This is a genomic window from Comamonas badia DSM 17552 (genome assembly GCF_000484635.1).
Lineage (GTDB): Bacteria > Pseudomonadota > Gammaproteobacteria > Burkholderiales > Burkholderiaceae_C > Comamonas_C > Comamonas_C badia.
Map to the genome: position 1 here is coordinate 31,611 of NZ_AXVM01000003.1, position 17,742 is coordinate 49,352.

Below are 17,742 nucleotides of genomic sequence, written 5' to 3' on the forward strand. Positions count from 1 at the left end.
GGCTCAGCCCTCCATCACTTGCTTGAGGGCGGCGCCGACGCGCGCCGGCCCCGGGAAGTAGGCCCATTCCTGGGCATGCGGATAGGGCGTGTCCCAGCCCGCCACGCGCGCTATCGGCGCCTCCAGGTGGTAGAAGCAATGCTCCTGCACCAGCGCGGTGAGCTCGGCGCCGAAGCCTGCGGTGCGCGTGGCCTCGTGCACCACCACGCAGCGCCCGGTCTTCTTCACCGAGGTGACGATGGTCTCCAGATCCAGCGGCCAGATGGAGCGCAGATCGATGATCTCGGCATCGATGCCGGTGTCGATCGCCGCACGCTCGCTGACCCAGACCATGGTGCCGTAGGTCAGCACGGTCACGGCGGCGCCGGGGCGGAAGATGGCCGCGCTATCGAGCGGCACCTTGTAGTAGCCCTCGGGCACCTTGCCCAGATCGTGTTTGGACCAGGGCACCACGGGCTGGTCGTGCCGGCCGTCGAACGGGCCGTTGTACAGGCGCTTGGGTTCCAGGAACACCACCGGGTCTTCGCACTCAATCGAAGCGATCAAGAGGCCTTTGGCGTCGTAGGGGTTGCTCGGCATCACGGTGCGGATGCCGCAGATGTGGGCGAACACCGCCTCGGGGCTCTGGCTGTGCGTCTGCCCGCCGTAGATGCCGCCGCCGCAGGGCATGCGGATCACCATGGGCGCGGAAAAATCGCCGGCCGAGCGAAAGCGCAGCCGCGCCAGCTCGGAGACGATCTGGTCCATGGCCGGATAGAAATAGTCGGCGAACTGGATCTCGACCACGGGCTTGAGGCCGTAGGCCGCCATACCCAGGCCGGTGGCCACGATGCCGGATTCGGAAATCGGCGCATCAAAGCAGCGCGTCTTGCCGTACCTGGCCTGCAGGCCCTCGGTCACGCGGAACACGCCGCCGAAATAACCCACATCCTCGCCGTAGACCACCACGTCGTCATCGCGGCCCATCATCACGTCCAGGCCCGATCGCAGCGACTGCACCATGGTCATCGCCACTGTCTGTTGGCTTTGCGTTTGCTCTGTCATGGCTCAGACCCCCAGTTGCTGGCGCTGCCGGCGCAGGTGCTCCGGCATGTCCTTGAAGACGTCTTCAAACATGGTCGCGGCACTGGGCACGCGGCCATCGAGCAGGGTGCCGTAGCTCTCGGCCTCCTTCTGCGCGGCGATGATCTGCGCCTCCAGCTCCTTGGTCATGGCCTCGTGCTGGGCATCGCTCCACTCGCCGATGGCGATCAGGTGCTGTTTGAGCCGCGCGATCGGATCGCCCAGCGGAAAGCGCTGCCAGTCGTCGGCCGGACGGTACTTGGACGGGTCGTCCGACGTGGAATGCGCGCCGCCGCGGTAGGTGACCCATTCGATCAGCGTCGCGCCGTGGTTGCTGCGCGCGCGCTCGGCCGCCCACTGCGAGGCCGCGTACACCGCAAGGAAGTCATTGCCATCGACCCGCAGCGACGCCAGGCCCACGCCCACGCCGCGTTGCGCGAACGTGGTGCCCTCGCCGCCGGCGATCGCCTGGAAGGTGGAAATCGCCCACTGGTTGTTCACCACATTGATGATGACCGGCGCGCGGTACACATGCGCGAAGGTCAGCGCGGTGTGAAAGTCCGCCTCCGCCGTCGAGCCATCGCCGATCCAGGCCGAGGCGATTTTGGTATCGCCCTTGATGGCCGACGCCATGGCCCAGCCGACCGCCTGCGGCACCTGCGTGGCCAGGTTGCCCGAGGTGGAAAAATAGCCCGCGCGCTTGTACGAATAGAGCACCGGCAGCTGGCGCCCCTTGAGCGGATCGCGCGCATTGCTCATGAGCTGGCAGATGATCTCCACCAGCGAGATGTCGTCGCGGCACAGCACCAGACCCTGCTGGCGGTAGGTCGGGAAGTTCATGTCGCCTTCCCGCAGCGCCGCCGCATGGGCGATGGCGATCGCCTCCTCGCCCAGGCACTGCATGTAGAACGACAGCTTTTTCTGGCGCTGCGCGATCAGCATGCGGGCGTCGAACAGCCGCGTCTTGACCATGGCGCGCAGGCCGCGGCGCAATCGATCGGGATGCAACGCAGGGGCCCAAGGGCCTTGCGCCTTGCCGTCATCGTCCAGCACGCGCACCAGACTCTTGGCCATGGGGGCCGTCGCCGATGCGGGCACGTCCGGCGACGGCCGGGGAACCTCGCCCGCCCTGGAGAGCAGAAGATAGGAAAAATCGGTCGTGCCGCCAGGCCGACCCGTGGGCTCAGGTATATGCAGCCTGAGGGCTTCAGGGGTAGTCATCCACAGTCTCCTTGCGCCGGATGGTGTCTGGCGCGGTTGGTGGCGGGCGGACGCACCAGATCGTGGTGCACCCGCCCTTGGACGCGATCGCGCCTGGGCCCATTCTAGGACGGTCAGCGCCGTTGTGAAGCGGATGTCCCCTGCGCATCTGGCGGTACGGCTCTGCCGCCCCAGGACGCAGTGCGTCGGCCTTGTCTTAAGATGACTGGCCCCGGCACGCAACGACCGCGGCGCCCCTGCAATTCTCGATGAAAGGCGAACCGATGACCGAATCCTCCGACATTCCAGGCGTAACGGGTGAAATCGACCGCCTGGTGGGCGATCTGCGCAAGCTGCTGGCCAACCGGGAGCTGGACAGCATTCCCGAAATCCGCCAGCTGCGCGACCGCCTGGACGGCGGCGTGCAGACCATGCGCGACGCCGCTGCACGCGCAGCCCAGGACGCGTCCCAGCGCGCCAGGGATGCCGCCCGCGCGGCCGACAGCTACGCACACGACGACCCCTGGCGCGTGGCGGGCGCGGCGCTGGCCATCGGCGCCCTCGTCGGCTTCCTGCTCGCGCGGCGCTGAGCCTGCCGCTGCACGCCATGGCGCGTCTGGATTTTTCGTCCCTGCTGCGCTGGAGCGGCGTCAGCGAACGCTGGCGCAGCGCCGTGGCGGAAGGCGCGCAGGCGGCCGAGGACCGCCTGGCGCTGGCGCGCATGGAATGGGAAGAGCACCGCCACCGGCTGTTCCAGCTCGCGCTGCTGCTGATCTTCTCCGGTGCGCTGGTGCTCGTGGCGCTGCTGCTGCTGTCCATCGCCGTCCTGGTGCAGTTCTGGGATACGCCGTATCGCATCACCGCCGCCTGGACGCTGGCGGCGGTCTGGTGCGCGGCCAGCGCGGTGGCCATCGCATGGCTGATGCGCCTGGCACGCGAAGCCCGCGGCCTGTTTGCGCTGACCCGCCGCGAGCTGGCCGAGGACTGGCGCCTGCTCCGGGGGCAGCTCTGATGCCGGCGCGCCCGCCTTCGCCCGGGCAGCAGCAACTGCTGGAGCGCATCGCGGCGCAGCGCGAGCGGCTGCGTGCTTACCGCAGCCGGCCGCGCGGCGTGATGGATGAGAAAGGCCCATTGCCGGAGCAGCTCTGGTCGTTCGCCCGCCGCCACCCTCTGGTGGTGGCGCTGGGCCTGGGCGCTGCCGTGCTGGCCGGACCCAGGCGCCTGGTGCGCGGGATCAGCGTGCTGCTGCCGCTGCTGCTGGAGCTGCGGCGCTGACGGCGTTGCCCGGCGCCCGCACCCTCACAAGCCGAAGTCCGCGCCCGCGCCCAGCAGCGTCGCCACGCCCAGCGCCACAAAAACGGCGGCGGCAATGGAGTGCACCAGCTTCATCGGGATGCGTCCGGCCAGCTTGCCGCCAAGGAACACCGCCGGCACGTCGGCCACCATCATCCCCAGCGTGGTGCCGATCACCACCACGAGCGGCGTGCCGTAATGCGCGGCCATGGCCACGGTGGCGATCTGCGTCTTGTCGCCCATCTCGGCAAGGAAGAAGGTGACCAGCGTGGCGCCGAAAACCCCCAGGTGCTGCGTGACCCTGGCCTCATCCTCGTCCATCGTGTCGGGGATCAGCGTCCAGATCGCCATGGCGATGAAGGACAGGCCCAGCACCCAGCGCAGCACATGGGGCTGCACCACCGAGGTGATCCAGGCACCCAGCGCGCCGGCCAGGCCATGGTTGACCAAGGTGGCGGCGAGTATGCCCAGGATGATGGGCAGCGGCTTCTTGAAGCGCGCCGCGAGGATGAAGGCGAGCAGCTGCGTCTTGTCGCCGATTTCGGCCAGGGCGACGACGCCGGTGGAGACGAGGAGGGCTTCCATATGCAAAGTCCGGGCCGGATAAAAGACGATTGACCACCACGCCCGTCCAGCCGAACGGCAGGCATGGTGGCCAAAGGTCTTGCCAGGCATGGTTGCTGCCGACGCCATGGCCCGGGAGCGGACCAAGCATGTTGACGTCGGCCTCTCGCGGCGCGAGAGCGGCTACTCCCCAATGACGGGCGGATTCTAGAGTAACGGCGAGCAGGCAGCGCGCCACCGGTCGGCCGGGAAATCCACGGAAAACGTCGAACCTTGACCAACGATGCTCGCGACGTGCAGTTGCGCACCGTGGCGCTGCAGCACATGTTTGACGATGGCCAGGCCCAGGCCGGTACCACCGTTTTCGCGCGAGCGGCCAGGGTCGGCGCGATAGAAGCGCTCTGTCAGACGCGGCAGGTGTTCGGCGGCGATGCCGGGGCCGGTGTCCTGCACCACGAAGCGCGCACCGCCGCGCGCCAAAGGCTGCCACCGGACGCTGATGCGGCCGCCCGCAGGGGTATAGCGCACGGCATTGGTCACCAGGTTGGACAGTGCGCTCTGCAGTTCGGAGGCACTGCCGGCCAGCTCACCGGCCGCCTGCAGCGCAGCGTCCGCCGGAAACTCCAGGGTCTGGGGCGCTGCGTTCTCCGGCCTCAGCGCCACCGACAGCGTGCGCGCCTCATCCGCCACATGCCGCAGCAGTCGCCGCACCGGCGTCCATTCGGCCCTGTCCGGCAACGGGCTGCCTTCCAGGCGCGAAAGCGTCAGCAGGTCCTGCACCAGGTACTGCATGCGCGCGGCCTGCCGTGCCATCAGGCCCAGGTAGCGCGCGCGTTCGTCCTGCGTCAGTTCGAGGGTCTGCAGGGTCTCCACGAAGCCGGCGAGCACGGTGAGCGGCGTGCGGATCTCATGCGAGACGTTGGCGACGAAATCGCGCCGCATCGCATCGGCCTGCTCGATGGCGGTGACGTCGCGCGCGAGCATCAGGCGCCGCCCCTCGCCATAGGGGTGCAGGCGCAGCGCCAGCCGCACCGGGTGCGTGGGCGTGCTGTCGCGCCCCGGCAGCAGCAGATCCTGCGTGAAGTCGCCCTGCGCGCAGTAGGCGGCAAAGGCCGGCTCGCGCAGCAAGTTGCCGATGGCCTGCTGCCGGTCTCGCTCGGCCTCCAGGCCGAAGTGCTGCGCCGCCTGCTGGTTGAACCATTCAATGTGCCCCTGCGCATCCAGCAGCACCACGCCGTTGGGCGATGCCTGCAGCGCGGCGAGGAAATCCTGCAACCGCGCCTCGCTGGCTGCCGCACGCTGATTGTGCTGGCGCAGCAGGCGGCGCAGGCGCTGCGCCGCCTCGCCCCAGGCGCCGCGCAGCACCGGCGCCTGCGCCGGGTCGGCACCCTGGCGCAGCCAGCGGATGACGCGCCTGGCCTGCCAGGCGATCCGGGCTTGCCACGCCCCTACGGCCAGCAGCAGACCCAGCAGAACGAACCACGGCCACATCACGGGGACATTCGGATTATTGAAAGAAAAGCGGCTGAAACGCTTTCATGCAAAGCGCGGCATGCTATTTATTTTAATAGTTCACCCTGCGCCGTGAGCCGGTAGCCCACGCCGCGCACGGTTTCCAGCATCGGGCTGGCGGCACCCAGTGCCTCGCGCAGGCGCTTGACGTGCACGTCCACCGTGCGCTCCTCGATGCAGACGTGGTCGCCCCAGAGTTTGTCGAGCAGCTGCGCGCGGCTGTGCACGCGTTCGGCGTGCTTCATCAGGTAGTGCAGCAGCTTGAATTCGGCCGGCCCCAGCTTGAGCGGCTCGCCGTGCCAGCTCGCGCGGCGGGTGCCCGCATCCAGTTCCAGCCCGCCCAGGACCACGCCATCGGCCACCTGCTCGGGCGCGCGCCGGCGCAAAACGGCACGGATGCGCGCCAGCAGTTCCTGGGGGGAAAAGGGCTTGGTGATGTAGTCGTCGGCGCCGGCGTCCAGCCCCGCCACCTTGTCGGGCTCGTCGCCACGCGCGGTCAGCATGAGGATGGGAACGGGTTTGGTACGCGGGTCGGCACGCCATTTGCGCGCCAGCTGCAGGCCGCTCTGGCCCGGCAGCATCCAGTCGAGCAGCACCACGTCGGGCAGCACGGCGTCCAGTTCGCGCTGGGCGGCCGCACCGTCCTCGGCCAGCACCGGCTTGAACCCGTTATGGCGCAGGTTGACGGCGATCAGTTCGGCAATTGCCGATTCGTCTTCAACGACCAGCACACGTGGCAAATGCTTCATCGCCGGGCCGCCCCCAGATGAAAAAACGGTCCTTCCGGGGGGCAGCGGACTGCGCGAAGCCAGGGAGTGTGGGGGCAGTGGTTCATCGCAGAGCGGTTTCAATATCCTGCAGCGCCGTGTGGCGTACGTCCTTGCCCTCGACCAGGTAGATGATGAGCTCGGCGATGTTCTTGGAATGGTCGCCGATGCGCTCGATCGCCTTGGCCAGGAACAGCAGATCCAGACTTGCCGAGATGGTGCGCGCATCTTCCATCATGTAGGTGATGAGTTTGCGCACGAAGCCGTCGAACTCCTGGTCAATCAGGTCATCCTCCCTCAAAATGGCCAGCGCCGCCTGGGTGTCGAGCCGGGCAAAGGCGTCCAGCGCCTTGCGCAGCAGGCCCGATGCCAGGTCGGCGGCCACCCGCAGTTCGTTGCTGGGCAGCGAGCGCGCCGCGCCGCTTTCGATGATGGAACGCACCATGCGCGCCATGCGCGTGGCCTCGTCGCCCATGCGCTCCAGGTTGTTGGTCGCCTTGGAAAACGCCATCAGCAGGCGCAGATCGCGCGCCGTGGGCTGGCGCCGCGCGATGATGGTGGTCAGCTCGTGGTCGATCTCGACCTCCATCTGGTTGACGCGGTTTTCAATCGCCTCCACCTGCGCCGCCGCCTCCAGGCTGAACTGCGAGAGCGCGGCGATCGCCTGGCGGATCTGCGATTCCACATGCCCGCCCAGCTCCATCACACGGGCCGATACCTGGTTGAGTTCGCTGTCGAATTGGGTGGAAAGGTGTTTGTCGCTCATCCGAATCTCCCGGTGATGTAGTCCTCGGTCTCCTTGCGCTGCGGCTTGAAGAACATTGTCTGCGTGGCGCCAAACTCCACCAGATCGCCCAGGTACATGTACGCCGTGTAGTCGCTGCAGCGCGCCGCCTGCTGCATGTTGTGCGTGACGATGACCACCGTGTAGTCATTCTTGAGCTCGGCAATCAATTCTTCGATTTTTGCCGTGGAGATGGGGTCCAGCGCAGAGCAGGGCTCATCGAGCAGCAGCACCTCGGGCTTGATGGCAATGCCGCGCGCAATGCACAGGCGCTGCTGCTGCCCGCCCGACAGGCCGCTGCCGCTTTGGTGCAGCTTGTCCTTGACCTCGGCCCACAGCGCGGCCTTGCGCAGCGCCCATTCCACGCGCTCGTCCATGTCGCTGGCGTTCAGGCGCTCGAACAGCTTCACGCCAAAGGCGATGTTGTCGTAGATCGACATGGGAAACGGCGTGGGTTTCTGGAACACCATGCCGACCTTGGCGCGGATCAGCGCCACGTCCTGGCGGCTGGTGAGCAAGTCGTCGCCATCGAGCAGGATTTGCCCCTGGGCGCGCTGCTCCGGGTAGAGCTCGAACATGCGGTTGAAGGTGCGCAGCAGCGTCGATTTGCCGCAACCCGAGGGGCCGATGAAGGCCGTGACCTGGTTGGCCGGAATGTCGAGGTTGATGCCCTTCAAGGCGTGGAACTTGCCATAGTAGAAGTTCAGGTCGCGCACGGCGAGCTTGGCAGGCATGGCGGGAGGGGGTGATACGGTGGTCATGGTGTCATTTTTGGCGTGTCAGCACGCGCGCCAGGATGTTCAGGCCCAGCACCGCGGCGGTGATGAGGAAGACGGCGGCCCAGGCGAGCTGCTGCCAGTTCTCGTACGGGCTCATGGCAAATTTGAAGATGGTCACCGGCAGACTGGCCATGGGCTTGTCCAGGTCGCCGTTCCAGAACTGGTTGTTCAGCGACGTGAACAACAGCGGTGCCGTCTCGCCCGCAATGCGCGCCACGGCCAGCAGCACGCCGGTGATGACCCCGGCGCGCGCGGCCCGCAGCGTCACCAGGGTGATGACCTTCCACTTGGGCGCTCCCAGGGCGTAGGCGGCTTCGCGCAGGCTGGCGGGCACCAGCAGCAGCATGTTTTCCGTCGTGCGGATCACCACCGGAATGACGATCAGCGCCAGCGCCAGAGCGCCCGCCCAGCCGGAGAAGCTCTTGAAACGCGCCACCACCACGGTGTAGACGAACAGGCCCAGCACGATGGAGGGCGCGGACAGCAGGATGTCGTTGACAAAGCGCGTGCTGGCCGCGAGAGCGCCCTGGCGCCCGTATTCGGCCAGATAGACGCCGGCGAGGATGCCGATCGGCGTGCCGACGAAGGTCGCGAGCAGCACCATGATGAACGAGCCCCAGATCGCATTGGCCAAGCCGCCAGCGTCGTTGGGCGGCGGCGTCATCTCGGTGAACAGCGACAGCGACAGGCCGCCGATGCCAAGGCGTATCGTCTCCCACAAAATCCACACCAGCCAGAACACGCCGAAGGCCATGGCGGCGAGCGACAGGGCCAGCGCGATCTGGTTCATCCGCTTGCGCGCCGCAAAGCGGGCCTGGCGGGTGCGCGCCAGTTCGGCGGCCGAAATGAGTTTTTGCGAGGTCGTCATGCGCGCGCTCCCTCGCCCTTTTGCAGGCGGCTCAGCAGCAGCTTGGACAGCGACAGCACGATAAAGGTGATGCCAAACAGCACCAACCCCAGGTAGATCAGCGAGGCCTGGTGCAGGCCCTCGCCGGCCTCGGCGAATTCATTGGCCAGCGCCGAGGTGATGCTGTTGGCGGCCTCGAACAACGAGAGCGAGTTCAGCTGGTTCATGTTGCCGATGACGAAGGTCACGGCCATGGTCTCGCCCAGCGCGCGGCCCAGGCCCAGCATCACGCCGCCGAGCACGCCCGTCTTGGTGTAGGGCAGCACCACCTTCCACACCACCTCCCAGGTGGTCGCCCCCAGGCCGTAGGCCGATTCCTTGAGCAGCGCGGGCGTGACCTCGAACACGTCGCGCATGACCGAGGCGATGAAGGGGATCACCATGATCGCCAGAATGATGCCCGCCGACAAAATGCCGATGCCCACCGGCGGGCCGGACACCAGCGCACCCAGCAAGGGCACGCCCTTGAACAGCGCCTGCAGCGGCTGCTGCACCCAGGCGGCCAGGATGGGGCCGAACACCATCAGCCCCCACATGCCATAGACGATGGACGGCACGGCGGCCAGCAGCTCGATGGCCGTGCCCAGCGGACGCTTGAGCCAGGCGGGCGAGAGTTCGGTCAGGAACAGCGCGATGCCGAAGCTCACCGGCACCGCGATCACCAGGGCGATGGCCGAGGTCATCAGCGTGCCGTAGATCATCACCAGGCCGCCGTAATCGTTCTGCACCGGGTCCCAGGTGGCGCTGGTCAAAAAGCCCAGGCCGTAATGCGCGATGGAAGGCCAGGCGCCGATGACGAGCGAGACCAGCACGCCCAGCAGCAGCGCCAGGGTCAGCAGCGCGGCGCCACGGGCCGAGAGCGCAAACAAACGATCCGCCCACTGCGCGGGCAGCCAGGGGCGCGACCCAGGCGGGCGCACCGGCTGCACCCGGGACGGCGCCGCGGAAGTCAAGGTAGTGGACACAGTCGGGCTTCTTTGATGCATGGCGAGGAGCCGCCCCCGCCCTCTCCCGCGCGCGGGAGGGGGTGGAGGCGGGGAAGCAACAAGCGCTCGATTATTTCAGTTCAATCGGCTTGCCCGCACCGTCCACAATCTGCCCCCAGGACTTGGCGATCTGCCCCTTTACCGTTTCGGGCATGGGCACGTAGTCCAGATCGGCCGCCGTCTTGTCGCCGCCCTTGTAGGCCCATTCGAAGAATTGAAGCGCGGTGGCCGCCTGCTGCGGCTTGTCCTGCACCTTGTGCATCAGGATGAAGGTGGCGCCGGTGATGGGCCAGGCGGCCTTGCCACCTTGATTGGTCAGAATCTGGTAGAAGCTCTTGTTCCAGTCGGCACCGGCAGCCGCGGCCTTGAATGCCTCGTCCTCCGGCGCGACGAACTGGCCTTCGGCGTTTTGCATCTGCACGAAGGTCATCCTGTTCTGCTTGACGTAGGCGTACTCGACGTAGCCGATCGAATTCGCCAGGCGGCCCACGAACGCCGCCACGCCTTCATTGCCCTTGCCGCCCGCGCCCAGCGGCCAGTTCACCGCCGTGCCCTCACCCACCTTGGCTTTCCACTCGGCATTCACCTTGCTCAGGTAATTGGTGAAGATGAAACTCGTGCCCGAGCCATCGGCGCGGCGCACGGGGGCGATATCGGCATCGGGCAGGGCGACCCCGGGGTTGAGCGCGGTAATCGCCGCGTCATTCCACTTGGTGATCTTGCCCAGATAGATGTCCCCCAGCACGGGGCCGCTGAGCTTGAGTTGCCCCGGGGCAATGCCCTTGATGTTGACCACGGGTACCACGCCGCCAATCACCGTGGGAAATTGCACCAGACCCTTGGCGGCCAGGTCTGCGTCCTTGAGCGGCGCATCGGACGCGCCAAAATCCACCGTCTTGGCCTCGATCTGGCGCAGGCCCGCGCCCGAGCCCACGGATTGGTAATTGATCTTCACGCCCGTGGCCTTGTGGTAATCCGCCGCCCACTTGGCGTACAGCGGCGCCGGGAAACTCGCGCCAGCGCCGGTGGCCTCCTGCTGTGCCAGTGCCGGAGAAGCCATCCCGGCCGTCGCCATGGCCCAAACCAGAATCAGTCGCATCGATTGCATCATGAAAAGCACGAAGCGTGCAGAGTTGAACAACGCTGCCTACTCTAGAAGCGCTTTGTGACAGCGTCATGACGGCGGCGGCCCCAGCATGCAGACGCGGACACCAGGCGCTGGCGCATCCGGTCGCAGCCAATGCAATGCAAGCGCTTCTTGACCTGGATCATGGACGCCGGCCATCGATGCTGTCACGCTCGCAGCCTGTAAAAATCCTTTGGGGCCTGACCATGGAATCGACCGCCCTGCGCATCATTCGCGAAGAACACTTTTCCATCGCCGCCGTACTGCGCTCGCTGCGCCTGATGCTGCAGCGCGGCCCGGGAGATGACCCGCAGCCGTTTTTCGACGCCATGCGGGCGATGCTGTTCTACATCGACGAGGTGCCGGAAAAAGAGCACCACCCCAAGGAAACCGAGCTGCTGTTCAAGCCGGTGCTGGAGCGCATGTCGGAGCATGCTCAGGTGCTTCAGCATCTGGAACGCGAGCACGCCAACGGCGAGCGCGCGGTGCGCGAGCTGCAGCACCAGCTGCTGGCCTGGGAGTTGATGGGCGAGGGGCGGCGCGAGGTGTTCACCAAGAACCTCACCAGCTACATCACTTTCTACCTGGAACACATGCGGCTGGAAGAAACCCTGATCATCCCCGCTGCGCTCAAGGTCTTCACCGCCGATGACTGGGTCGCCATCGATGCCGCGTTTGCCAGGAACCGCGACCCACTGGCGAAGGGTGCCGAACTCTCACCCGAGTACGAGCGGCTGTTTCACCGCATCGTACGCATCGCGCCGAGCCCGATCGGCCTCGGCGAAACCGAGGGTTGAACCGGCCCCGCTCAGCCGCCCCAGCGGCGCAGCACCAGGCAGGCGTTGGTGCCGCCAAAGCCGAAGCTGTTGGACAGCACCTGGCGCAGCGTGGCCTCGCGCGCCTGGGTCACCAGCGGCATGTCGCCGACGGCCGGGTCGGGCGTCTCGACGTTGGCCGAGCCGGCGATGAAGCCCTTCATCAGCATGATCAGGCTGAAAATGGCTTCTTGCACGCCGGTGGCGCCCTGCGAGTGGCCGGCCAGCGACTTGGTGCTGGAAAACGGCGGGATGCGGCTGCCGAACACCTTGCGGATGGCGTGCAGTTCGGGCACGTCGCCCACCGGGGTGGAGGTGCCGTGGGTGTTGATGTAGTCGATCGGCTCGGCCAGGCCCTCGATGGCCTGGCGCATGCAGGCCACGGCGCCGTCGCCGGACGGGGCCACCATGTCCTCGCCGTCGGAAGAGATGCCGAAACCCACCACCTCGGCCAGGATGGCCGCACCGCGCTGCTCGGCGTGCTCCAGGCTCTCCAGCACCAGCGCGCCGCCGCCGCCGGCGATGACGAAGCCGTCGCGGTTGAGGTCATACGGGCGCGAGGCCTTGTCGGGCGTGGCGTTGTACTTGCTGGACATGGCGCCCATGCCGTCGAACAGCAGCGCCAGGCCCCAGGACAGCTCCTCGCCGCCACCGGCGAACATCACATCCTGCGTGCCCCAGGCGATCTGCTGCGCCGCCGCGCCGATGCAGTGCGCCGAGGTGGAGCAGGCCGAGGTGATGGAGTAGTTGATGCCCTTGATGCGGAAGTTGGTCGCCAGGTTGGCCGACACCGTCGAGCCCATGCAGCGCGTGACCTGGTAGGGCCCGACGCGGCGAATGCCCTTGCTGCGCAGGGTGTCGGCGGCTTCGATCTGGTTGGCCGGCGAGCCGCCGCCCGAGCCCATGATGAGGCCGGTGCGCGGGTGGCTGATCTGCCCGGGCGCGAGGCCTGCTTGCTTGATCGCGTCTTCCAGCGCGATCTGGGCGTAGGCCGCGGCATCGCCCATGAAGCGCAGCCGCTTGCGGTCGATGCGCGCTTCGAGGTCGATCTCGGGCGCGCCGGCGACCTGGCTGCGCAGGCCCAGTTCGGCGAACTGGGGCGCCGCCTTGATACCCGAGCGGCCCTCGCGCAGCGCGGCCTCGACCGTCGCCAGATCGTTGCCAATGCACGAGACAATGCCCGCGCCGGTGATCACCACGCGCTTTTTGTTCATGCTGCGTCCTTGTCGCCTCCGTTGCGCAGAAACAAGCCGACGCGCAGATCGTGGGCGGCGTAAATTTCCTTGCCGTCGGCCAGCAGGCGCGCATCGCCGATCGCCATGTTCAGCTTGCGCTTGATCACCCGCTTGATGTCGATCTCGTAGGTGACCAGCTTCACGTCGGGACCGACCTCGCCGGTGAACTTCACCTCGCCCGCGCCCAACGCACGGCCACGCCCCGGCAGTCGCAGCCAGGTGAGGTAGAAGCCAATGAGCTGCCACATCGCGTCCAGCCCGAGGCAGCCCGGCATCACCGGATCGCCGCGGAAATGGCAGTCGAAGAACCAGAGGTCGGGCCGCACGTCCAGCTCGGCCACGATTTTCCCCTGGTTGTGCACGCCGCCTTCGTTGTCGATATGCGTGATGCGGTCGAACATCAGCATCGGCGGCAGCGGCAGGCGTCCGGCATCGGGGCCAAAGAGACGCCCTTCGCCCGAGGCGATGAGCTGGTCGTATGAGAAGGATTCGGCCATGGTAATTCTGAGGGGCGTATACGCGGTGCAATGGTCAATCGCAGATTATCTGCGCTTGCATCCGTCTCGCAGAGCCACTAGTGTAGTAGCCACCCCACCCAAGCCACTTGCGTCCCGCACTCCTTCAGGCGCATGGCCCGGTACTGGCGCCATGCCATCGATCTCGCTTGCCGTCAGAAGTTGTGGCGCAGGCCCAGGCCGTAGTTGTTGCCGCCATCAAGACGCAGGTAGGCCGCGTACATGAACGTGCGCTTGGACAACGCGTATTTGGCTTCCAAGAGGCCATTGGTGTACTTCTTGGGGGCCACGTTGTTCTTGGTGTCACGAACCAGGTCGGCCGTCAGGGTCCAGGCGTTCAGACGCATTTGCCCGCCGATCGAGAGTCCAGCGCGCTTGCCGTGGTTGTCGCTGTAAGAGGCCACGATGGCATAGTTGCCAAAGTTGTAACGGCCGCCGACGACGTAACCGGTTTTTTCGGTCTGCTGCTTGTTGACACCCAGCGAGGCGGTCAACGGCCCCTGGCGGTAGATGACGTTGACATCCCATTTGGCCTTGCCGGCATTGTCGTTCTTGAGGATGTACCCACCGGTTGCCGTCAATCCGCTGAAATTGGGCGTGGAGTAGCTGAACTGGTTGCTGTTGCGCGATCCGCCGATGTCTCCATAGGTTTTGCGAACCGCCGAATAGTTGGCCATGCTCGTCAGCTCCCACGCGGAGATCGCCGAGAACGTCGGTGCGAACGTGCGGCCCATGTCGAAGGTACCCCAGCCGCCGGACAGCCACATGTGCGACTGGCGACCCCAGAATGTCGGGCCTATGCTCTGCTGCGCACCGTCCTTCAGGTTGATGCCGGTCTCCAGTTGGAAGCCTACCTTCAGACCGCCGCCCAGATCTTCGGTTCCGCGCACGCCGACGCGGCTGGGGGTGTTGGCCATCAGGCCGCTGCCGCTGATCATGCCGAACTTTCCACCGGCGACCTTGCCCATCGCTGCGTCCGCAATGCCATACAGCGTGACGTTGGATTGGGCAAATGCCGCGCTGCTGGTGATGGCTGCGGCCAAGACGGCAAGTGTGCTCAGGGCATGACGGTACTGCATCGGGTTCTCCAGTTACAAATTATCAATGGTTATTCTATTGCCGAATAACGATCGCCGCCCATTAGCCGATGCCTATCACATGCAAGCTGCATCCCGGGCGTGGTTTTTTCCTCACACCTGCGCCCGCGTGCGGCTGGCGCAAGCGAACTACGGCGCCTTGCCGCGGCGGCGCGAACCCCAGGCGGCCAGCGCCGCGACCAGGCCCAGCGCCCACAGCGGCGCCAGACCCCAGCGCCCGGCCCAACGGGCATAGAACGTGGCGCCACCCGACACCCCCTCTACCGCCGAGCCGAGCACCGCCCGTGTCATGGAGGGCAACCGCGCGGTCACACGGCCGCGATGGTCAACGACGGCCGTCGCTCCCGTGTTGGTCGCGCGCACCATAGGCCGCTGGAATTCCAGCGTGCGCATGCGGCTGATGGACAGGTGCTGCGCGATCGCCACCGTGTCGCCAAACCAGCCGATGTTGCTGAAATTGACCATGATCGTCGGCGCCAGCGCCGGATCAAGAAAGCGCCGCGCCAGTTCTTCGCCGAAAAGATCCTCGTAGCAGATGTTGGGAGCAATGCGCTCGCCCGCCCACGCCAACGGCGACTGGCCCACGGCCCCCCGGTTGAAGTCTCCGAGCGGAATGTGCATGAGCTCGGTGAACCAGCGAAAGAACGGCGGGATGAACTCGCCGAACGGCACCAGATGGTGCTTGTCGTACTCATACGGCGCCTGCCGGCCGGCGGCAAAGCCGAGCACGGAATTGGTGTAGCCCGCATTCGGATTGCCGAGCGCAATGCCCACGAGCAAGGCCTGTTGGCCTTCACGGTAGCGCGCCGTCACACCCTCCAGATAGCCGGGCTCCAGTTCCTGTGGCAGCAGCGGGATCGCGGTCTCGGGCGCCACCACCAGCTGCGCCGTGGCCGAACGGATGTGCTCGCCATACCAGGCCAGCGCCAGCGGCACCCCGCTGCCGGGCTGAAATTTTTCGTCCTGCGGAATATTGCCCTGCAGCAGTGCCAGCGTGATCGGTGCATGCACCTCGATGCGCGCGTCCATCGCGTTCTGGACCCACCCGGCCAGCTGCCAGAGCAGCGCCACGACCGCGACGCCGCCCCACCAGCGCGGCCGGCGCGCATCGGCTGCCCGCACCCGTGCCAGCAGTGCGGCCAGCCCCGCCGCCGCCGCGGTGATGCCATACACCCCCACCGTGGGCGCCAGCCGGGCCAGCGGGCCATCAATCTGCGCATAGCCGCCCGCCCCCCAGGGAAAGCCCGTCCACCACTGCCCCCGCGCCAGCTCCGCCAGCAGCCACAAGAATGCAAAAACAAGAGCTGCCAGCGCTTTATGGGCGGGCGCTACAGCATGAAAATAGCCAGAAACCACGGCGTAATAGCTGCCAAGAAAAATCGCCAGCCCCAGCACCGCCAGTGCCGCCAGCGGCGCCGCCAGGCCGCCGTAGGTGTGCATGGAGATGAACAGCCACCAGAACACACCCGTCAGCCAGGCCGTCGCAAACACCCAGCCGCGCAGGGCGGCGGCGCACCAGCCCGGCGCCGTGCGCAGCAGATGTACCAGCAGCGCCAGCGAGGCGATCTGCAGCCACCACGAGGGCGCGCCGCTGCCAGGGAGGGCGATCGATGCCGCCTGCGCCAATCCGGCCAGCAGCGCCGCGAGCAGCGCCTTCATCCGTCCTGCGCTGCGTCGGCTGCCGCGTCCTCGGCGACACGCGTGACCTTGAACCAGCGCACCGCCCCACCCTTGTTGTGCAGCACGGTGAACAGCAGGCCGCCAAGCCGCAGCGATTCACCCCGGCGCGGCATATGGCCGAGCTCGTGCGCGATCAGGCCGCCGATGGTGTCGAACGCCTCATCCGGATCGGAGCCCTTGACCTCGCACTCGAAACTCTCGGCCACGCGTTCGATCGGCGTGTCGCCGCTCACACGCCAGCTGTCGTCGGCCAGCGCGAAGATGTCGCCCTCGGGCTCGTCCTCGGTATCGAACTCATCCTCGATCTCGCCGACGATCTGCTCGATCACATCCTCGAAAGTGACGAGACCCGCGGTGCGGCCAAACTCGTCCACCACGATGGCCATGTGGTTGCGCGTGGCGCGGAACTCGCGCAGCAGCGCCTGCAAATCCTTGTTCTCGGGCACGAACAGCGCCGGGCGCACCAGCGTACGCAGATTGAGATCGGGCGAGCGCTGCAGCTTGAGCAGGTCCTTGGCCAGCAGAATGCCGACGATGTTGTCGCGCGCGCCCTGCACCACCGGAAAGCGCGAATGCGCGGTGCGGATGACCTGCATCACCAAGGCTTCGCGGTCGGTGTCTATGTCCAGCACGTCCATGCGCGGCGCGGCCACGAGGATGTCCGCCGCCGTCATCTCCGCCATCTGCAGCACGCGTTCGAGCATGACGCGCGAATCGGTGTGGATGACCGCGTTGTCCTCCGCCTCGGCCAGCGTGGCAATCAGCTCGTCGGTGGTTTCGGGGCGGGGGTGGAGAAATTCCACCAGGCGCTGCAGCAGCGTGCGCTTGTCGTCCTTTTCAGGAGCCTGCGCAGGGTTGGGGTCGGACACGTGGGCGTGCAAAAGTCGATGGGAAGACAAGGATAGCGGATCGGCCGGCACGCTACACCGGCATCGCCGTCGTGCTCTTGACGGTATCGAGCACGAAGCTGGTCTTGCAATCCTGCACGCTCGGGTGCTTGAGCAGGGTTTCCATCACGAAGCGGCTGTAGTGCGCCATGTCGCGCACCACCACGCGCAGCAGGTAGTCCATCTCGCCGGTGAGCGATGCGCACTCCACCACCTCGGGCCAGCTCTGCACCGCGGCGCGAAAGACGTCCATGGGATTGCGCTTGTGCGTCTCGGTGTTCTTTTCGAGCCGCACGTTGAGGTAGGCCGTGAGTCCCAGGCCCACGGCCTCGGGGCGCACCAGCGCCACGTAGCGCGCAATCGTGCCGCTCTCCTCCAGGCGCTTGACACGGCGCAGCACGGCGCTGGGGGACAGGCCTACCTGCTCACCTATCAGGTCATAGGTTTCGCGGCCGTTCTCCTGCAAACGGCGCAGGATGGCCAGATCAAGCTTGTCGAGTGTGCCGGAGCCAATCATGGCGCAGGATTTTATG

20 protein-coding genes and 1 riboswitch are annotated in these 17,742 nt (G+C 66.6%); of the genes, 4 read left to right on the plus strand and 16 right to left on the minus strand.

Annotation, left to right across the window (positions count from 1 at the left end):
* Nucleotides 1-3: 3 nt before the first annotated feature.
* Nucleotides 4-1,044 (minus strand): alpha-ketoacid dehydrogenase subunit beta, encoded by a 1,041-nt coding sequence (locus K320_RS0107030; protein ID WP_024538128.1) that lies wholly within the window; start codon nucleotides 1,042-1,044, stop codon nucleotides 4-6.
* 3 nt (nucleotides 1,045-1,047) lie between these two features.
* A complete protein-coding gene (locus K320_RS0107035) occupies nucleotides 1,048-2,283 on the minus strand; it encodes a thiamine pyrophosphate-dependent enzyme (protein ID WP_024538129.1) in 1,236 nt (411 codons plus the stop codon).
* Nucleotides 2,284-2,546: 263 nt separating this feature from the next.
* Here K320_RS0107035 and K320_RS0107040 point away from each other — a divergent pair, with 263 nt between their 5' ends.
* Genes K320_RS0107040 through K320_RS0107050 form a run of 3 tightly spaced genes read left to right on the plus strand, consistent with a single transcriptional unit; the run spans nucleotide 2,547 to nucleotide 3,537 of the window.
* On the plus strand, nucleotides 2,547-2,852 hold the full coding sequence (locus tag K320_RS0107040) for a glycine zipper domain-containing protein (protein WP_024538130.1): 306 nt from the start codon (nucleotides 2,547-2,549) through the stop codon (nucleotides 2,850-2,852).
* A 17-nt stretch (nucleotides 2,853-2,869) separates the two neighbouring features.
* Nucleotides 2,870-3,274, plus strand: a complete 405-nt coding sequence (locus K320_RS0107045; protein WP_051384865.1) for a phage holin family protein — start codon at nucleotides 2,870-2,872, stop codon at nucleotides 3,272-3,274.
* Nucleotides 3,274-3,537 carry a hypothetical protein gene (locus K320_RS0107050; RefSeq protein ID WP_029695897.1) on the plus strand — a complete coding sequence of 88 codons (264 nt, stop codon included), beginning with the start codon at nucleotides 3,274-3,276 and terminating at the stop codon, nucleotides 3,535-3,537. The genes K320_RS0107045 and K320_RS0107050 overlap by 1 nt, the downstream gene beginning before the upstream one ends.
* A gap of 24 nt (nucleotides 3,538-3,561) precedes the next feature.
* Here the strand turns inward: K320_RS0107050 and K320_RS0107055 are convergent, their stop codons facing one another.
* The 8 genes from K320_RS0107055 to pstS form a co-directional block, all read right to left on the minus strand.
* Nucleotides 3,562-4,140 carry a TMEM165/GDT1 family protein gene (locus K320_RS0107055; RefSeq protein WP_024538132.1) on the minus strand — a complete coding sequence of 193 codons (579 nt, stop codon included), beginning with the start codon at nucleotides 4,138-4,140 and terminating at the stop codon, nucleotides 3,562-3,564.
* Between the two features lie 8 nt (nucleotides 4,141-4,148).
* Nucleotides 4,149-4,323: riboswitch (yybP-ykoY riboswitch) on the minus strand.
* 3 nt (nucleotides 4,324-4,326) lie between these two features.
* Nucleotides 4,327-5,610, minus strand: a complete 1,284-nt coding sequence (gene phoR / locus K320_RS0107065) for a phosphate regulon sensor histidine kinase PhoR (RefSeq protein WP_024538133.1) — start codon at nucleotides 5,608-5,610, stop codon at nucleotides 4,327-4,329.
* A 68-nt stretch (nucleotides 5,611-5,678) separates the two neighbouring features.
* Nucleotides 5,679-6,380, minus strand: coding sequence for a phosphate regulon transcriptional regulator PhoB (phoB, locus tag K320_RS0107070; RefSeq protein ID WP_024538134.1), 702 nt, complete (start codon nucleotides 6,378-6,380; stop codon nucleotides 5,679-5,681).
* An 82-nt stretch (nucleotides 6,381-6,462) separates the two neighbouring features.
* Nucleotides 6,463-7,164: a phosphate signaling complex protein PhoU gene (phoU, locus tag K320_RS0107075; protein ID WP_024538135.1), complete on the minus strand. Its 702-nt coding sequence runs from the start codon at nucleotides 7,162-7,164 to the stop codon at nucleotides 6,463-6,465.
* Nucleotides 7,161-7,943 carry a phosphate ABC transporter ATP-binding protein PstB gene (pstB, locus tag K320_RS0107080; RefSeq protein WP_024538136.1) on the minus strand — a complete coding sequence of 261 codons (783 nt, stop codon included), beginning with the start codon at nucleotides 7,941-7,943 and terminating at the stop codon, nucleotides 7,161-7,163. The genes phoU and pstB overlap by 4 nt, the downstream gene beginning before the upstream one ends.
* A gap of 4 nt (nucleotides 7,944-7,947) precedes the next feature.
* The gene (pstA, locus tag K320_RS0107085; RefSeq protein ID WP_024538137.1) at nucleotides 7,948-8,829 is read right to left on the minus strand and encodes a phosphate ABC transporter permease PstA; all 882 of its coding nucleotides are present in this window, start codon (nucleotides 8,827-8,829) and stop codon (nucleotides 7,948-7,950) included.
* On the minus strand, nucleotides 8,826-9,797 hold the full coding sequence (gene pstC, locus K320_RS0107090; protein WP_024538138.1) for a phosphate ABC transporter permease subunit PstC: 972 nt from the start codon (nucleotides 9,795-9,797) through the stop codon (nucleotides 8,826-8,828). The genes pstA and pstC overlap by 4 nt, the downstream gene beginning before the upstream one ends.
* 127 nt (nucleotides 9,798-9,924) lie before the next feature.
* Nucleotides 9,925-10,953 (minus strand): phosphate ABC transporter substrate-binding protein PstS, encoded by a 1,029-nt coding sequence (pstS, locus tag K320_RS0107095; protein ID WP_245593841.1) that lies wholly within the window; start codon nucleotides 10,951-10,953, stop codon nucleotides 9,925-9,927.
* Nucleotides 10,954-11,186: 233 nt separating this feature from the next.
* Here pstS and K320_RS0107100 point away from each other — a divergent pair, with 233 nt between their 5' ends.
* A complete protein-coding gene (locus tag K320_RS0107100; protein WP_024538140.1) occupies nucleotides 11,187-11,777 on the plus strand; it encodes a hemerythrin domain-containing protein in 591 nt (196 codons plus the stop codon).
* 11 nt (nucleotides 11,778-11,788) lie between these two features.
* Here K320_RS0107100 and fabB read toward each other — a convergent pair whose 3' ends face one another.
* The 6 genes from fabB to K320_RS0107130 form a co-directional block, all read right to left on the minus strand.
* Complete coding sequence (fabB, locus tag K320_RS0107105; RefSeq protein ID WP_024538141.1) at nucleotides 11,789-13,009, minus strand: beta-ketoacyl-ACP synthase I; 1,221 nt, start codon at nucleotides 13,007-13,009, stop codon at nucleotides 11,789-11,791.
* On the minus strand, nucleotides 13,006-13,527 hold the full coding sequence (gene fabA / locus K320_RS0107110; RefSeq protein ID WP_024538142.1) for a 3-hydroxyacyl-[acyl-carrier-protein] dehydratase FabA: 522 nt from the start codon (nucleotides 13,525-13,527) through the stop codon (nucleotides 13,006-13,008). The genes fabB and fabA overlap by 4 nt, the downstream gene beginning before the upstream one ends.
* A 173-nt stretch (nucleotides 13,528-13,700) precedes the next feature.
* The gene (locus K320_RS18365; RefSeq protein WP_169730040.1) at nucleotides 13,701-14,588 is read right to left on the minus strand and encodes a porin; all 888 of its coding nucleotides are present in this window, start codon (nucleotides 14,586-14,588) and stop codon (nucleotides 13,701-13,703) included.
* A gap of 183 nt (nucleotides 14,589-14,771) precedes the next feature.
* Nucleotides 14,772-16,301, minus strand: coding sequence for an apolipoprotein N-acyltransferase (gene lnt, locus K320_RS0107120; RefSeq protein ID WP_024538144.1), 1,530 nt, complete (start codon nucleotides 16,299-16,301; stop codon nucleotides 14,772-14,774).
* Entirely contained in the window at nucleotides 16,298-17,191 is an 894-nt protein-coding gene (locus K320_RS0107125; protein WP_024538145.1) for an HlyC/CorC family transporter, read from the minus strand. Before K320_RS0107125 ends, lnt begins: the two co-directional genes overlap by 4 nt.
* A 52-nt stretch (nucleotides 17,192-17,243) precedes the next feature.
* Nucleotides 17,244-17,726, minus strand: a complete 483-nt coding sequence (locus K320_RS0107130; protein WP_024538146.1) for an Lrp/AsnC family transcriptional regulator — start codon at nucleotides 17,724-17,726, stop codon at nucleotides 17,244-17,246.
* Between the last annotated feature and the right edge of the window lie 16 nt (nucleotides 17,727-17,742).

Coding starts and splice junctions, on each gene's coding strand:
- K320_RS0107030 (WP_024538128.1), bottom strand. CDS start 1,044: ATGACAGAGCAAACGCAAAGCCAACAGACAGTGGCGATGACCATGGTG.
- K320_RS0107035 (WP_024538129.1), bottom strand. CDS start 2,283: ATGACTACCCCTGAAGCCCTCAGGCTGCATATACCTGAGCCCACGGGT.
- K320_RS0107040 (WP_024538130.1), top strand. CDS start 2,547: ATGACCGAATCCTCCGACATTCCAGGCGTAACGGGTGAAATCGACCGC.
- K320_RS0107045 (WP_051384865.1), top strand. CDS start 2,870: ATGGCGCGTCTGGATTTTTCGTCCCTGCTGCGCTGGAGCGGCGTCAGC.
- K320_RS0107050 (WP_029695897.1), top strand. CDS start 3,274: ATGCCGGCGCGCCCGCCTTCGCCCGGGCAGCAGCAACTGCTGGAGCGC.
- K320_RS0107055 (WP_024538132.1), bottom strand. CDS start 4,140: ATGGAAGCCCTCCTCGTCTCCACCGGCGTCGTCGCCCTGGCCGAAATC.
- phoR (WP_024538133.1), bottom strand. CDS start 5,610: ATGTGGCCGTGGTTCGTTCTGCTGGGTCTGCTGCTGGCCGTAGGGGCG.
- phoB (WP_024538134.1), bottom strand. CDS start 6,380: ATGAAGCATTTGCCACGTGTGCTGGTCGTTGAAGACGAATCGGCAATT.
- phoU (WP_024538135.1), bottom strand. CDS start 7,164: ATGAGCGACAAACACCTTTCCACCCAATTCGACAGCGAACTCAACCAG.
- pstB (WP_024538136.1), bottom strand. CDS start 7,943: ATGACCACCGTATCACCCCCTCCCGCCATGCCTGCCAAGCTCGCCGTG.
- pstA (WP_024538137.1), bottom strand. CDS start 8,829: ATGACGACCTCGCAAAAACTCATTTCGGCCGCCGAACTGGCGCGCACC.
- pstS (WP_245593841.1), bottom strand. CDS start 10,953: ATGCGACTGATTCTGGTTTGGGCCATGGCGACGGCCGGGATGGCTTCT.
- K320_RS0107100 (WP_024538140.1), top strand. CDS start 11,187: ATGGAATCGACCGCCCTGCGCATCATTCGCGAAGAACACTTTTCCATC.
- fabB (WP_024538141.1), bottom strand. CDS start 13,009: ATGAACAAAAAGCGCGTGGTGATCACCGGCGCGGGCATTGTCTCGTGC.
- fabA (WP_024538142.1), bottom strand. CDS start 13,527: ATGGCCGAATCCTTCTCATACGACCAGCTCATCGCCTCGGGCGAAGGG.
- lnt (WP_024538144.1), bottom strand. CDS start 16,301: ATGAAGGCGCTGCTCGCGGCGCTGCTGGCCGGATTGGCGCAGGCGGCA.
- K320_RS0107130 (WP_024538146.1), bottom strand. CDS start 17,726: ATGATTGGCTCCGGCACACTCGACAAGCTTGATCTGGCCATCCTGCGC.